This is a genomic window from Pontibacter virosus, from assembly GCF_003096355.1.
GTDB lineage: Bacteria > Bacteroidota > Bacteroidia > Cytophagales > Hymenobacteraceae > Pontibacter > Pontibacter virosus.
The window spans coordinates 179,474-194,930 of the sequence record NZ_QEKI01000001.1; the positions used below are offsets into that span (position 1 = coordinate 179,474).

The following is a 15,457-nucleotide window of genomic DNA, read 5'->3' on the forward strand; positions in this document are numbered from 1 at the left end:
TCAATTAAGATTCTTCCGAAGTACTGTTATCAGAATACCTCTTCGCCGACCTTGTTCTTATTCGTGTTTTTACTTTTCAGGTGATCTTCCCGGTACATGGTTAGATCATCGATATCTTTTTTGTCCTTGCCAAACAGCAGGCTGAACACATAGCCGAACACAACGCAGGAAACCAGCCCGGTGAAGGCGTAGAGGAGCAGGTTGATGTTCGTGTACTGGCTGATGTAAAACTGCACCATACCACTGAGCAAAAGGCCAGTGATCGCTCCCTTCGAATTGGCGCGTTTCGTAAAGATGCCAAGCACAAACAAACCGCCCAGGCCACCCGTGAAAAGACCCAGGATCATATTAAACTGGTCCCAGAGTGAAGAGATGCCCCACTGCGCCATGACCAGTGCCAGAGATGTGCCGAGGATTCCGATCGTCATGGTGAGCGCCTTTGCTGCCGTCAGGTAGTTCTTCTCCGACTTGCGTGGGTAGAACCTTCTGTAGAAATCTGTGATCAAAGCGGTAGTCACGGAGTTCATGCTGCTGCTCAGTGTAGACATGGCCGCGGCAAAAACAGCCGCAATCAACAAGCCTGTAATACCGGCGGGCAGTTCCCGCACGATATACCACGGGAAAATAGCATCCTGGCTTTGCAGCTGATAATTTACTTTTTCAGGGTGCTCCTTGAAGAACAGGTATAGCAAGGTCCCGATCGAAAAGAAGATCAAGGCAGAGGGCAGTGCCATCCAGGCGCCCAGGCGCATGCTTCGCTTGGCTCCTGCTTCGTCGCGGGTAGTGATGTAGCGCTGCACCACCGACTGATCGGTGCCGTATGAGATCACATTGATGGCTAATCCGCCCAGCAGTACTACCCAAAGCGTCGGCTCGTTGAAGGTGAAGGTCGTGTTCAGGATATCCAGTTTATCGTTGTCCTGGATCGTCTGCCAGATAGTGGCCGCATCGCCTTCCAGCTGCAGCGGGATCATGACCAGGCAAACCAGTGCGCCACCCAGCAGGATGACCACCTGCGCTACGTCGGTCCAGATCACGGCTTCAATTCCGCCTTTCATGGTATAAAAGATCGTGATTGCGCCCATCAGTACAATGCAGAGGTTCACGTTAATTCCAGTTACCAGTGTCAGCGCCAGGCTTGGTAGCAGCAGCACAATAGCCAGTCTCCCCATCTGCAACATAATGTACAGGAGTGACGCCATCGCACGGGCCGCGTAGTTAAAGCGCTGCTCGAGGTACTCATAAGCCGAGGTTATCTGCAACCTCCGGTAGAAAGGTATAAAATAGGTTGTAATGACCGGGATTACCAGGATGATGGTGATCTGCAGGATGAAGTAGTTCCAGTTGGTAGCGTAGGTTTTGGCCGGAATCGACATAAAGGTGATGGCGCTCAGCTGTGTACCGTAAATACTTAGCCCTGCCGCCCAGGCCGGAATGCGCTGCCCGCCCCGGAAATAGTCATCGGTGGTATCCTGGTGCCTGGAAGTCCAGAGGCCGATACCAACCATCAGCAGCAGGTATAGCACTACCACCACATAATCCAGCCAGCCGAAATACTGTTGCGACTCCAGGCTTCCCTTCAGAATATCTGGCGTGCGAACACCTGGCCTGATCTCACCGGATGGGATCAGTACATCGTTATCCCACCTGGCTGCAAACGTGGTGACCGGCGCATAAGGGAGCTGGTCAGTTTTTGTCCAGGAGTCGGTAACGGTATTGTAGAGGTATACGTCTCTGCTGAAACCATCGTGCACTGTCTGCAGCCTGAGCTTGCTCGCCTGTAACTGCTGCTTTTCGGCTTCATCGGTCGCTTTGGGGATGGCCGCATTCAGTTGCTCGATCTGAGTGAAAATATTCCCTTTGTCGCCCCCGAGTACCAGAATGTAGTTGGCCCCGGTAGGCAAGCCGGTTGCAGCAGATAGCGTAGTTTCATTCCCTTTGCCATCTGATAGGGTGCTGAGCTGTTTCCACTCGTTTTTCTTAGGATCAAAGCGAAAAGTAGTGCCATGCAGCTCGCTGACGCCAGTCGGGGATTGGGCCCTGCCGCCAATCAGGTATAGCACCGGATACTCTCCGTTGGACTGCGCCACTGCTACCGCATGCGACAGCGCGGTTGGCAGGTCCGGCAGTTTCTCCCAGCCCCTGGCTGGGACTGCCATGTCCAGCCGGTACAATGCCTTGGAAGCTTGGCCTGTGGTTTCGCCGCCGGCTACGTATACCTGGTTCCCAATCAGGGTCGCCGCCGCATTGGTAAGCGGCAGTGGCAGGTCAGGCATTGGCGTCACGGTTACTTCTTTACTTCCGGGGTTCCACTGCAGCAGCTGTACGGTACTCTGGATGCCCTGTTCGTTTTCTCCCCCTATGCTCAGGATGCCTTTGCCGGTGGTAACGCTGGCGCTGTAGCCCAAAGGCTCGGGCAGTTTGAACGACTGAGAATGCCAGGCATAGTCCCCTTTTTCATCTTTGAGCAAAACGAATATATCCTGCCAATACTTCTTTCTGCCTCCCTCCCAGGGCAAGCCTTCCGGGAAATTGGCACCGCCGGCTATTAGCAGGGCGCTGTTATGTACGCCCCCTGCTGCTCCGGCCAATCCGGGTTGCAGAGGCTGCCCCGTCGCTGCTGGCAAGCTGGCTGCCACGGACCATTTCATGCTGTTCTGCATTGGCTGCCAGGCTTTGCTCTCTGTCACAGCCAATAGGGCCAGAAGTAGGGTCAGGATACGCTTCATCAGACTATATTATACTTTTTTCAACTCAGTGGACCGCGAACAATACTCACGGAATCCCAACGCAGCTACATCCTCGCTAAAAGCCTGAAACTGTGCCTTACTCATATTGCGTACCGGCAGGCGGAATTCACCGCAGTCCAGCCCTATCAATTTCATATAAGCCTTGCCGGTGGCGATGCCGCCATACTTACCCAGCAACCGGATCATATCGATTGACTGCTGCTGCAGACTGCGGGCAGCTTCCTGATTTCCCAGGTTATAGGCCTCGATAAGGGCCGTGTACAAGGGGGCCGCGTAGTTATAGGTACTCCCTACGCCGCCTTTCGCTCCCAGCACCAGCGCAGAAAGCAGGTTCTCGTCCCTTCCCCACAGCATATCATACCGGCCGTTCTCAAACTGGAGGCAGGACAGAAAATCCATAAAATCCTCGTGTGTATATTTGATCCCGGCAAAATTCGGGATCTGCCCGCTCACTTCGCGCAGCAGGTCGGTCATCTGGAAGTTAACCCCCGTCAGCACCGGGATGTGGTAGTAGTAAAAAGGCATACCAGGCACAGCATTTGCCACTACCTGACAGCACGCGGCCAGCACCTGCACACTGGCCGGCTTGAAGTAAGACGGGGCCGTGAACGAGACGGCGTGCAAGCCAATGTGCTGCGCATGCTGTGCCAGTTCAATGGCATCCTGCAGGCAGGTGCCTCCCACGAGCGTAATTACCTTAAAGTCTGTATCTCCTTTGGTAGCGGCGGCCCAGGCCTCTGCTACCTTTTTCTTTTCCTCAATAGTTAGCGACACCCCCTCTCCTGTTGACCCGCAGATAAAGGCGCCGGTATTCCCGTTTGTTTTCAACAAGCTGTAGTAAGATGGTATCACCGCCAGGTTCAGGCTCCCATCTGGGTGCATCGGAGTAAAAGGAGCTGCTATAAGCCCCTGTATGTGTTCGATGTTCATTCAGGTAAATTTAAGCAAATGTATGTTGTAAGGTATATTCGATTAGCTCAAAAAAATCCAGTTCTTCCGGGTGGGCCAGACCACCCGGAAGAACTGAACAATTTGACAGAAAATGATTTATTAATATCCTGGTGTCTGCGTCAACTTCGGATCGGAGTTCAGCATGCCAACTGAGATAGGCAGCAGGAATTTATACTCCTGACCAGGCGCCAGGTATACAGGGTCCACGTAGTTAAACACCCATTCGTTGCCTGCTCTTCTGAGCGACCACCAGCGCTTGCCTTCACCCACGAACTCTCTCAGGTCCTCTTCGAGAATTGCGCGCATATCTTCCTGCTGGCTACCCTTGGTATAAGGTGTATAGTCATTGCCGTAGGCTCTCTGGCGAATCAGGTTTATTTCAGCTGACGGATCGCCCCCTAGCTTGGTCTTAGCCTCGGCCAGCATCAATAGCACATCGGCAAACCGGTAAATCGGAAAATCGACGTCATAGAGTTGCATTCCCGCGTCCACTCTGCCCACAAACTTAGTTAACAGCACCGCGGCAATCGGGTATGTCGGGGGGGTGTTGCGGTACATTACTTGAAAGGTAGCGGCTGCACGCGTATCATTCGGGTCATTGAGTTTTTCAATCATTGCGGCCGACATGCCGACTCTGCTGGCACCAGCTACAAAAGGATACACCTGCGATACAGGTCTGGGATTCGTAAACGGATCCAGTACCAGCGTGCTGGCCTGGGTAGTATTGACCATAAAACTGCCATACACCCCCATGGTCGCTTCGTTCTTCTCGTAGCTGATCGCAAATATCTTCTCTTTGTTATTTGCCTCCATGGTTGCGTTGAAGATGTCAGCGTAGTTCTCCCGTAGCCCCAGGCCGGCTATCATGGTCACTTCCTCCAGCGACTGTTGCGCAATGGCCAGATCGGCACTGCCGCCTCCCATATGCGTTCCTGACCAGATGTGAACATCGCCTTTCAGCGTTAGTGTAGCCGCCCTGTTCCAGAAAATGCGCTTTGCTGACATGTTGTTATCACTTCCAAACAATGTCAGCGACTGCTCAAGATCAGCCTTGATCTGTGCCATTACCGCTTCCGGCGTAGCCCGCTCTTTATACAAGTCGGCCAGGTTCTTTACTTCTGTCACAGGCTCTGTAGTCAGCGGAACACCTCCCCAGGTTTTGAGCATGGTATAGTAGATATAAGCACGCAAACCGTATGCCTCAGCCAGCGCGCGGTTACGCTGTTCCTCTGGCACAAGTGTCATCGGGAATAGTGTAATTACGGTATTCACTTTGTCCAGCAGACCGTAGAACCCTGCCCAGTTACCGAACGGTACTACGTTGGCGCTTATATTATGGGCATGAAGGTTTCTTAACCCACCATCTTCCGATTCTGTAAAGAGGCCGTCGGCCCATATTTCAGAGCGCATTTCCCCGAGTTGGAAAAAGGTGCCATGGTAATTCCTGAATGAACTGTAGACTCCATAGTACAAGGTCATGGCTGCATTCGGGTCTTTCAGGATCAAATCCCTGTTCAGGGCTGTCTGCGGCTGTACCTCATCCAGCTTGTCAGAACACCCCGTTGCACTCAGCGCCAGTGAAAGTACCAGTACATATTTTAGTTTAGATAGATAACGTTTCATATCTGATATTTTAAAATTCTGCTTAGAGTGTCACATTTAATCCTGTTGTAACGGTGCGGGCCAGCGGAAATCTTCCGACATCGTTGCCACCCACTTCAGGGAAAGTACCGCTATACCCTGTAAAATACATCAGGTTTGTACCTGTCAGGTGCAGGCGGAGTCCCTGAATCTTGTCTTTCAGGATGTTCTGCAAGAAGGACTCAGGCACCTGGTAGCTAAGTGTCATTTCCCTTACAGCCAGATAATCACCCTTTTCATAGAAATTAGCAAAAGATGTAGTACCGCCACCAGCATCCTGGAAATAGTTTCTGCCATAGTTGGCCCAGTAGTAGCGTGGCAGCGTACCCTCCGGATTGTCAGGGTGCCAGGTATTTTTCACATCCACCGGACCATTCTGCGATCCCTGCACCTGTGACAGGCCTCTGAGTTTGGCTTGGTTCAGGATCATGAACCCGAGTGCGTAGTCGAACTGTGCGTAAAGGTTGAAGCCCTTCCAGCCAAAATTGGTGGCAAAGCCGCCCTGCACAGTAGGAATTGTTCTGCCCACATATACTCTATCACGGAAATCGATTGTGTCATTTCCGTCAACATCGCGCCAGCGGGCATCACCCAGCAGCTTCACTCTCTTATCCCGATATGGCAGGTAGGCGTTATACAGGTTAGCATCCTTGTCCAGGTCACCCTGGTTTAAGTAAATACCATCATAAATCGGAGCCCAGATTTCATCGATCCCTACACGCTTGCCCTCCTGCAGGCCACCCACGTGCACGAGTCTTCCTGTCACCGGATCCCATACCTGGAATGTGCCCTGTCTGTTTCCTTCCAGGCCATTATCAGGTAGCCGCTTCACATAATTCTTCACATGGTAGAAGCTGCCGCTTACGTCCCAGCTAAGGCCACTCGGCCCTGATGGTCGCAGCACACTTGCTTTAAGCTCCAATTCCACCCCTCGGTTCTGCAGCTGTCCCAGGTTTGTGGTAAAGCTGCTGTAACCTGTCCATACAGGTATATTCAAAGAAGTGATCTTATCATAGATATCACGGACGAAGTAATCACCGATCAACGTGATCCTATTGTTAAACAGGCCCAGGTCCAAACCGAAGTTCAGAGAAGAAGCGCGCTCCCATTTAAGTGCCGTGTTCAGCAGAAAGTTAGGTGCAAAGCCGGCATTACCGCCATAGATACCAGCACCGCCATAGGTGGCAGCGGTGGCAAAGTCGCCAAGCGGATCAATGCTGCCGTTCTGCCCCCAGCTCAATCTTGGTTTGAATGTGCTGACATACTGGCTTATGCCCGTTTCCGTAAAGAAGGCTTCATTGTGCATATTCCAGCCTGCCGAAATACCGGGGAACAGACCATAGCGGTTATCAGCCAGTCGGGAAGTACCGTCGTAGCGCATGTTCACATTCAGCAGGAAGCGTGAGTCATAATCATAGGTAAAGCGCCCGATACCAGACACCAGACGGTGCCAGGATGAGAAAGCAGACCAAGGTATACCCACCGCCTCTGTTGAAGCAGAGAGGTAAGGAATGAAGTCGGTTGGCGCATTTCTGCCGGCGCCGTAGTAGCCAGAGCCGCGCGACTCAAAAAACTCGCCACCGCCCATCACACTGATCGTGTGCTTGTCAAAGCTGTTGTCATAGCGAAGGAAGCCATTGTAAGAATGCTGATTGGCCTGAGGCAGCGAGAATGATGCATTCCGGGTTGTAATAAATGCTCCTCCGGTGCCATTCTGGTAGGCCTTTGTAAAGCTCTCTGAAGCAGTATAGCGCATAAAGCCGGATGCAGAACCCATAAATCTCAGGGTAGGCAGTATGGTGTATTCCAGGTTCAGTCCACCAGAGTAGCGCTGCTCCCGCGTCTCATTGACAAACTTGTCTTGCAGGTATAGCGGATTACCCAGGGTGCCGCCATCTACGCCGGGTAGGATATCCCCCGTATTGTCATGTGTCAGTCGTACAGTAGGTGCGATGGCTCCGAATCGCTGGATCAAACCTCCGGTTAAGCCACCCCCTGCGTCTGCTGTGAGGTAGGTAGGAGTATTCTTATCATTATATGTCGCCAGGTTCAGGTTGACTCTCAGGTTTTCGTTCACGTTCAGCCCCCCGTTGAAGTTCAGGTTATACCGCTTCAGGGAAGATCCGACTACCATACCTACATCTTTAACTGTACCCACGCCCAGAGAGAAGGTGCCTTTGTCACTCCCGCCAGAAAAATTAATGTAATGTTCCTGCAAGGTACTCTCCTGCAGGATCAGATCCTCCAGTTCACGCTGTGACATGGAACGGTACAGGATACTATCCTGCTTTGTAGGATCGAAAGGGTTCTTATCGACCAGAAGATTCCACTGCGGATCGTTGATCAGGCTTCTGTTATTGCTATTTACAAGCTGGGTAGAGTATTTGCCATCAGGCGACGCCCAGGCAGAATTCAGTCCCCAGCCCCAGGCACCGGTCAGCTGGTTGCGTGTGTTGTTGGCCTCAGCGATATTGTTGTCTTTCAGAGCCGCCTCATACCTGCTTGCAAGCCCTCTTCTGTTCCAGATAATATAATCCTCAGCACCCATGTACTCCATCGGATTTCTACGAACAAAATTCCGGGCAGTCTTCATACTGTAAGTTACCTGTGAGCGGCCTTTCTTACCCTTTTTCGTGGTAATCAGGATGACACCGTTTGCAGCCCTGGCACCATAGATAGCTGTAGAGGCAGCATCCTTCAGCACGTTAATGGTTTCAACATCCTCGGAGTTGATGCCGTACATTGAAGGCAGTATCACACCGTCTACGATTACTAGCGGAGAGCCGCTTCCGTTGAAGTTTGTACCCCCGCGAAAGGAAATTGCAGGCGTAGCGCCAGGCTGACCTGTCGTCTGCTGCACTCGCAGACCGGCTACCGTACCCTGCAATGCCGTAGCCACGTTAGTTCGTGGAGCGGACTGTAGCACCTTCTCGTCCACCGTTGATACAGCCCCTGTTAAGGTATGCCTGCTTTGCTCGCCATACCCAACCACTACTACCTCATTAAGCTTTGCAGTAGCAGGCTCCAAGGCTATCACCAGTTCATTTGCCACATCGGTTATGGCAACTTCCCGGGTTTCAAAGCCCAGATACCGCACAAGCAGTATATCGCCCGGAGCTGCCCTCAGGGAGAACTTACCCTCCACATCGGTTTGGGTACCGCGGTCCGTACCTTTAACATTCAGACTCACACCAATAAGTGGTTGTTTGTTCTCAGCCGAGGTAACATACCCATTGACGTTTGTTGTCTGCGCATAGAGTGCATGGCTTGGCAACAAGCACAGCCATAGAAAAATAAAGGTGAGTAAACATTTACATTTCATAAAGGATACATTAAGAGTTGCATTATGTATGACATAATAAATGTATCAAACGCTTTTATTATTTCCTAACATATTCTTAATATTTGCTATTTACTTGCTGAGTATTAAATAATAATTTTGTATATTAAACTATTATAGCCCTATAGGTCATACATAATAAGAATGGAAAATCTCTTCGATAAGATAAAGACAATAGACACGAGCTCTCTGGTGGACCGGGTGGAGACAAATCTGATTGAGCTGCTGCTTCACCAGAACTTTAAGGTGGGAGACGCAATCCCCAAGGAGGTGGAACTGGCAAGCAGTTTAGGCGTTAGCCGCACCGTGGTGCGGGAAGCACTGCTCAGACTCCGAATGATTGGTCTGATCGAGTCTAAGAGGCATAGGGGCGCCGTGATTACTAATCCGGACTTGCTGGCATTGCTTGAAAAACGGATGATTCCGCAGGTGCTGGATAATGCGACGTTACGCGAAGTTTTTGAATTGCGTCTGGTCTTGGAGATCGGGATGGCCGACTTTATTATGGAGCGGGTAACAAAAGAAGATATCGAGGAGCTTAAAGCCATAGTGGCCAATGAGCCTGACCTGTCCGACACCATGCATTTCCAGATTCAGCATGAGATTAATTTTCATGGCAAATTATACGACATCTCTGGAAACACAACGCTTAGAAAATTCCAGAACATGCTCCTGCCTGTGTTTGACTATGCCCATAGCAGCGGCATCCTGAAAAAAGATGTCGCCGTCAAAAAGTTTGTCTCACATAAAGGGTTGGTCGACATCATTGAGCACGGCTCTGCTGAGATGTTTCGAAATGGCATGCGCAACCACCTCGACAACCATTTTGCCAGAATCTTAGCTTAGGACTGAAGGGGATTACCGGCAGCCTCACTTGGTTGAGGGGATTAAGCCTTGGTAAGTGGGGACTTGCTACGCCGCTATACTTTCTGATAATGGGAACCTTTGCTTAAACCGCTCTAGTTCCTTCATTACTTTTCCACTCGCTTTGTAGCGCACATGGTCTTCGTAGAGTTCGTCCCAGTGCACGAAAATTTGCCATACCTGACCGTTACCAAAGCTCTGGATTTCTGCCTCTGACATGTTGCGCACAAAAAAGGCATCCAGCGTGACATCCTCTTCCCGCATGGGCACGTGGATAAAGGTTGTGTCGCAATTCAGTATCTGGATAAGCTCAGCAGGCCGCTCATCGCTGGCGGGCATGTAAAAGTAAGCTACCCGATGGAGCGTTTTCATGCTTAAAGGTTGTGGGTGAGGGCGTGCTTGCATAGTCAGGTCTTAAGCCAGGATACCGCAAAATCTCTGTTTGCCATGTATGCCGCATCAGGTCATAAACACAGCAAACCGGAATAAGGGTATATACCCTACTTCTGCCCCTTCTGTTTAGCTAAAACGCATATTCTCAAAACTATACAAATAGATATATTTTAAGTTAACTATTCAATGTTGCCTCTATGATCTTTAGCCTTTCTGCAGAATTATGATTAATTTTGCAGTGTCAATTATCTTTTAATTTTAAGCTGATAATCATGGGAATGTATCCTGAATATATGGTCGCCCCGATCCGCGAAGACCTCACCTCTGCAGGCTTCGAACAACTGATGACCGCTGAAGAAGTAGAGCAGGCGCTTTCGTCTAAAGAAGGCACTGTGCTGGTTGCGGTAAACTCTGTTTGCGGTTGCGCTGCTTCCAAGGCGCGCCCTGCTCTTAAGATGGCTGTTGCCTCTTCTGAGAAGCGTCCTTCTAAAATGATCACTGTGTTTGCAGGTATGGAGCAGGACGCTGTGGCCAAGGCGCGTGAATACATGCTGCCTTACCCGCCATCGTCTCCTTCCATCGCTTTGTTTAAGGACGGCGAACTGGTGCACATGATCGAGCGCTACCACATCGAGGGCAACGAGCTTAACCGCATTGTAGACAACCTGCAAGGCGCTTTCGAAGCCTACTGCTAAGCTTCAGGCTTACAGCAACAAAAAGGCCGGTGTTTTTCGAAACACCGGCCTTTTTTCTTTAAAGGTATAGTCAGCTTAGCGCATCGGCTGTTTCTTCAAATCAAAACCAATGTCACGGCGATAGTAACGGTCGGTCCAGGTAATCGCTTCGGCTGCTTTGTTGGCCTTGGCCAGTGCTTCTTCCATGGTATCGCCTAACCCGGTTACCGCAATCACGCGGCCGCCATTGTTCACAATTTTATCGTCCACACGCTTTGTACCGGCATGGAACACCAGGGTATCAGCGTTCACCTGCTCCAAGCCTGCTATCTCCTTGCCTTTGTCAAAGCCTTCGGGGTAGCCGCCAGACACCAGGAACACCGTAGCAGCAGTGCGCGGGTCTATGTCGAGTTTGAAATCGCCGAGTTTGTGGTCGTGCAGGGCCAGGAACAGCTCAAACAGATCTGACTTAATGCGTGGCAGGATAGCCTCTGTTTCCGGATCGCCCAGGCGCACGTTGTATTCGATCACATAAGGGTCGCCGTTTACGTTCATCAGACCGATGAACAGGAAGCCGGTATAATCCAGGCTGTCAGCTTGCATACCCCGTATGGTTGGTTCAATCACTCGCTCGCGTACCTTCTCCATAAAGACGTCATCCGCAAAAGGCACTGGTGAAATAGCGCCCATACCTCCTGTGTTCAGACCTGCATCGCCTTCGCCTATGCGCTTGTAGTCTTTTGCCTCCGGCAGCAGCACATACTCTTTGCCGTCTGTCAAAATAAACACCGACACCTCTATACCTTGTAGGTACTCCTCGATTACCACTTTGCTGCCTGCCTTGCCAAACTTGTGGTTCCGCAGCATGGCCTCGAGGCTGTCGATGGCCTCTTCGAACGTTTGTGCGATGATCACACCTTTGCCGGCAGCCAAACCATCGGCTTTGAGAACCACAGGGTAACTGTGGGTGCGCAGGTACTCTACGGCATCACGGTAGTTTGCTTCGGTAAACGTCTCGTAGCGTGCCGTCGGGATATTGTTCTTCTGCAGAAAGGCCTTGCAGAAATCTTTGCTGCCCTCCAGCATCGCACCCAGCTTTTTAGGGCCTACCACCAGCACGTCGCGCAGAAAATCTTTCTCCTGGAAGTAATCATGTATACCCTCTACCAGGGTGTTTTCGGGGCCGACTACTACCATCATGATATTGAAGTCTGTCACGAACTTGGCAACCTCATCGAAATTGTGGATATCGATGGCACAGCTTGTATGAAATTCGTCTGTGCCTGCGTTTCCGGGTGCGACAAATATCTGCTGGGCATAGGGGCTCTGGCTTAGTTTCCAGGCAAGCGCATGCTCTCTCGCGCCAGAACCTATTATCAGTACGTTCATAATCTAATTTGCTTATTGCTGATTGTTGTTCCGTGCTCTCAGCGTTACCAAAAGCGTCGTTGCGAAGTTATAAATTTATAATCCTCAGTGCAGCAAAAATCACAGTTTTTACTTTTAGGCCAGGTATGGTTTCAAAACAAAAAGAGACCGCTGCACTGTTACAACGGTCTCTCCATACTAATTATTCCTATTGCTGATCGCCACCAAAAATTCCTCAATGGGCAATCAACAATTTAATTTGCATACTCCGACAGGAACTTGATACGCATCAGGCGCACGTCCTCTTCACTATAGTCATCCGTGCCGAGTTCTTTGAGGGCCACCGCAATGTTATCAGTACTGGCGCTCATGAAGTAATCGTATATCTCGTCCTGGCGCTCATCATCCAGTATGTTGTCGATGTAGTAATTCAGGTTCAGCTTCGTGCCCGAGTAGCAAATGTGCTCAATCTCTTCGATCAGCTCCTGCATGGTCAGGTCTTTGGAGGATGCGATCTCCTCCAAATCTACTTTCTTGTCGATCTGCTGAATGATGTAGATCTTGATCTTGGACTTGTTGACAGTGGTCTTTACCACCACATCAGCAGCCGTTACAATGTCATTCTCCTCTACGTACTTGCTGATCAGGTCCAGGAAAGGCTTACCGAATTTCTGCACCTTGCCCATACCTACACCGGCTATGTGGGCCAGCTCTTCGCGGGTAGTAGGGTATACAGTAGCCATCTCCTTTAAGGACGGATCCTGGAACAGCACGTAAGGCGGCAGGTTTTTCTCCTTCGCCAACTTCTTGCGCAGGTTTTTGAGCAAGTCAAAAAGCACTTCATCGTGGCCGGCAGAGGCTTGTGTCTCCTCTTTCTCCTCGTCCGCCTTTACCTCCTGCTCATAATCATGGTCTTTGGTTAGCTGGATCGGATGCGGATTAGCTATAAAGTCAAGCCCTTTTTGTGTAAGCTTCACAATGCCAAACTGCTCGATGTCCTTCTCCAGGTACTCTGATAACAACACCTGCCGCAGCACCGAGCTCCAGAACTGAGCGTCATACGCTTTGCCGGCGCCAAACACTTCCAGCTGATCGTGCTCGTAGCTTGTAACGTGCTGGTTGCGCAGGCCTGTCAGCACCGCTGTGTTGTGCTCGATGCTGAAGCGCTCCCCTGTCTGCTGAATTGTTTTAAGGGCCAGCTGTACCTCGTTCTGTGCCTCAAAACGCTCTTTCGGATGCAGACAGTTGTCGCAGAAGCCGCAGTCTTTCTCGTAAGCCTCACCAAAGTAGTGCAGTAGCTGCTTGCGTCGGCACACGGCCGAGTCAGCATAGGCGGCCATCTCCTGCAGCAGCAGTTTGGAGTTGTCACGCTCTGTTACCGGCTTGTCCTTGTTGAACTTCTCCAGCTTGATAATGTCATCGTAGCTGTAGAACATGATGCAGTTGCCTTCCAGGCCATCACGACCGGCGCGGCCTGTTTCCTGGTAATAGCCCTCTATGGACTTCGGTGTGTCGTAGTGGATCACAAAACGCACATCCGGCTTGTCGATGCCCATCCCGAAGGCAATGGTTGCCACAATCACGTCGGCCTCTTCGTTCAGGAAGGCATCCTGGTTGGCCATGCGGATGTTGGAGTCCAGACCGGCGTGGTAAGGCAGTGCTTTGATATCGTTCACGCGGAGCAGTTCCGCAATCTCTTCTACTTTTTTGCGGCTCAGGCAGTAGATAACACCGCTTTTGCCTTTGTGCTTCTTCACATACTGGATTACCTGCTTCTTGGTGTTGTGCTTGGGGCGCACCTCGTAGTACAGGTTCGTACGGTTAAAGGACGACTTAAACACAGAGGCCTCGTCCATCTGCAGGTTGCGCTGGATGTCGAGCTGTACCTTGGGCGTGGCTGTGGCTGTAAGCGCGATGATGGGCAGGTTGCCGATCTGATCAATGATGCCACGAATACGACGGTACTCCGGACGGAAGTCATGCCCCCACTCCGAGATACAGTGTGCCTCGTCTATGGCCACAAAGGAGATATTAGACGCACGCATAAACTCAACCGTTTCCTCTTTGGTCAGCGATTCCGGTGCTACGTAGAGCAGCTTCACTTCCCCGGCCAAGGTTTCCTTTTTCACTTTGTTGATCTCCGACTTAGAAAGCGTGGAGTTCAGGAACTGGGCGTTTACTCCAAAAGCGTTCAGTTGGTCCACCTGATTTTTCATCAGGGCGATAAGCGGTGAAATAACGATGGCAGTTCCCGGCAGCGACAGGGCAGGCAGTTGGTAGCACAACGACTTGCCAGCTCCGGTAGGCATAATCACAAAGGTGTTCTTTCCGTTGATAATGTTGTTTATTATCAACTCCTGATTCCCCCTAAATTGATTATACCCAAAAACTTCCTTTAATTTGTTTTTGAGATTGATCTCCTGTTTGGTAGACATGTAATAAATCAGAAATTTAACTGTACAGCAACGTATCCCTCATAGGATACCTTTAACACAAATTTAAATTGAATCTTCTTAATAATATAGCCCTTACGGCAAAAAAAGTATTAACCGACGAAGCCGAGGCAATCGCCAGACTGGCCGATTTTATCGACGAAAGCTTCGAAGATTGTGTCAAAGCTATTTTGAACATCAAAGGCCGGGTCGTGGTGACAGGTATAGGCAAGAGCGCTAACATCGCCACCAAAATTGTCGCCACCCTCAACTCGACGGGAACGCCTGCCCTTTTTATGCACGCGGCCGACGCCATCCACGGCGACCTTGGCATGATCCAGCCCGAGGATTTTGTGATCTGCATTTCCAAGAGTGGTAACACGCCTGAGATAAAGGTACTTGTTCCTTTGCTCAAACGCAAAGGCGCCCAGCTGGCGGCACTGGTCTCGAGCACTGACTCATACCTGGCCCAGAGCGCAGACTTTGTCCTCAATGCCTCGATAGAGCGCGAAGCTTGTCCGCATAACCTGGCCCCTACCACCAGCACCACGGCTGCCCTGGCGCTCGGCGACGCCCTGGCTGTCAGCCTGCTGGAGGCACGCGGCTTCAGCAGCGCCGACTTTGCCACGCTGCATCCGGGCGGCTCGCTGGGTAAGCGCCTATACCTGAAGGTGGATGATATCTTCCGCCAGAACATGGCTCCTCGTGTTTCGGAAAACGCCGCGCTGAAGGATATTATTATCGAAATCTCCTCTAAAAGGCTGGGCGCTACCGCCGTGGTGAAGGATGGAACAGAAGAATTGGTGGGAATTATAACTGATGGCGATTTACGCCGTATGCTGAACAAATATGACTCAATAGACAGCATACGCGCTTCAGATATCATGACGGCATCTCCTCTCTCCATAGAGCCCGAAACCTATGCAGCTGAAGCACTGGCTATTATGCAGCAGAAAAACATCACCCAACTTATTGTCACCAAAGCAGGCAAATTTGAGGGCTTTGTTCACCTCCACGATTTGCTGAAAGAAGGACTTATATAGA

At 50.8% G+C, this 15,457-nt stretch carries 10 protein-coding genes; 3 read left to right on the forward strand and 7 right to left on the reverse strand.

Going from position 1 to position 15,457, the window contains the following annotated elements:
* Window positions 1–29: 29 nt before the first annotated feature.
* The 4 genes from C8E01_RS00620 to C8E01_RS00635 form a co-directional block, all read right to left on the reverse strand.
* Window positions 30–2,729 carry a sodium:solute symporter family transporter gene (locus C8E01_RS00620; RefSeq protein ID WP_243409358.1) on the reverse strand — a complete coding sequence of 900 codons (2,700 nt, stop codon included), beginning with the start codon at window positions 2,727–2,729 and terminating at the stop codon, window positions 30–32.
* Window positions 2,730–2,738: 9 nt separating this feature from the next.
* Complete coding sequence (locus C8E01_RS00625; RefSeq protein WP_116541442.1) at window positions 2,739–3,680, reverse strand: dihydrodipicolinate synthase family protein; 942 nt, start codon at window positions 3,678–3,680, stop codon at window positions 2,739–2,741.
* Window positions 3,681–3,800: 120 nt separating this feature from the next.
* Window positions 3,801–5,324: a RagB/SusD family nutrient uptake outer membrane protein gene (locus C8E01_RS00630; RefSeq protein ID WP_116541443.1), complete on the reverse strand. Its 1,524-nt coding sequence runs from the start codon at window positions 5,322–5,324 to the stop codon at window positions 3,801–3,803.
* A 22-nt stretch (window positions 5,325–5,346) separates the two neighbouring features.
* Window positions 5,347–8,664, reverse strand: a complete 3,318-nt coding sequence (locus tag C8E01_RS00635; protein WP_116541444.1) for a SusC/RagA family TonB-linked outer membrane protein — start codon at window positions 8,662–8,664, stop codon at window positions 5,347–5,349.
* A gap of 162 nt (window positions 8,665–8,826) precedes the next feature.
* On the opposite strand from C8E01_RS00635, the gene C8E01_RS00640 reads away from it, so the two are divergent.
* Window positions 8,827–9,528, forward strand: coding sequence for a FadR/GntR family transcriptional regulator (locus C8E01_RS00640; protein ID WP_116541445.1), 702 nt, complete (start codon window positions 8,827–8,829; stop codon window positions 9,526–9,528).
* 66 nt (window positions 9,529–9,594) lie between these two features.
* Here the strand turns inward: C8E01_RS00640 and C8E01_RS00645 are convergent, their stop codons facing one another.
* Complete coding sequence (locus C8E01_RS00645; protein WP_243409360.1) at window positions 9,595–9,918, reverse strand: hypothetical protein; 324 nt, start codon at window positions 9,916–9,918, stop codon at window positions 9,595–9,597.
* A gap of 299 nt (window positions 9,919–10,217) precedes the next feature.
* Between C8E01_RS00645 and C8E01_RS00650 the strand changes: the two genes are divergently transcribed.
* Entirely contained in the window at window positions 10,218–10,634 is a 417-nt protein-coding gene (locus C8E01_RS00650; protein ID WP_116541447.1) for a BrxA/BrxB family bacilliredoxin, read from the forward strand.
* A 75-nt stretch (window positions 10,635–10,709) separates the two neighbouring features.
* Here C8E01_RS00650 and purD read toward each other — a convergent pair whose 3' ends face one another.
* Entirely contained in the window at window positions 10,710–12,002 is a 1,293-nt protein-coding gene (purD, locus tag C8E01_RS00655; RefSeq protein WP_116541448.1) for a phosphoribosylamine--glycine ligase, read from the reverse strand.
* Window positions 12,003–12,235: 233 nt separating this feature from the next.
* On the reverse strand, window positions 12,236–14,416 hold the full coding sequence (gene recQ, locus C8E01_RS00660) for a DNA helicase RecQ (RefSeq protein ID WP_116541449.1): 2,181 nt from the start codon (window positions 14,414–14,416) through the stop codon (window positions 12,236–12,238).
* A gap of 68 nt (window positions 14,417–14,484) precedes the next feature.
* Here recQ and C8E01_RS00665 point away from each other — a divergent pair, with 68 nt between their 5' ends.
* Window positions 14,485–15,456, forward strand: a complete 972-nt coding sequence (locus tag C8E01_RS00665) for a KpsF/GutQ family sugar-phosphate isomerase (protein WP_116541450.1) — start codon at window positions 14,485–14,487, stop codon at window positions 15,454–15,456.
* Window position 15,457: the final 1 nt, after the last annotated feature.

Bases quoted from the DNA above. Each gene is read 5' to 3' on its own strand.
- C8E01_RS00620 (WP_243409358.1), bottom strand. From the start codon at position 2,729: ATGAAGCGTATCCTGACCCTACTTCTGGCCCTATTGGCTGTGACAGAG.
- C8E01_RS00625 (WP_116541442.1), bottom strand. From the start codon at position 3,680: ATGAACATCGAACACATACAGGGGCTTATAGCAGCTCCTTTTACTCCG.
- C8E01_RS00630 (WP_116541443.1), bottom strand. From the start codon at position 5,324: ATGAAACGTTATCTATCTAAACTAAAATATGTACTGGTACTTTCACTG.
- C8E01_RS00635 (WP_116541444.1), bottom strand. From the start codon at position 8,664: ATGAAATGTAAATGTTTACTCACCTTTATTTTTCTATGGCTGTGCTTG.
- C8E01_RS00640 (WP_116541445.1), top strand. From the start codon at position 8,827: ATGGAAAATCTCTTCGATAAGATAAAGACAATAGACACGAGCTCTCTG.
- C8E01_RS00645 (WP_243409360.1), bottom strand. From the start codon at position 9,918: ATGAAAACGCTCCATCGGGTAGCTTACTTTTACATGCCCGCCAGCGAT.
- C8E01_RS00650 (WP_116541447.1), top strand. From the start codon at position 10,218: ATGTATCCTGAATATATGGTCGCCCCGATCCGCGAAGACCTCACCTCT.
- purD (WP_116541448.1), bottom strand. From the start codon at position 12,002: ATGAACGTACTGATAATAGGTTCTGGCGCGAGAGAGCATGCGCTTGCC.
- recQ (WP_116541449.1), bottom strand. From the start codon at position 14,416: ATGTCTACCAAACAGGAGATCAATCTCAAAAACAAATTAAAGGAAGTT.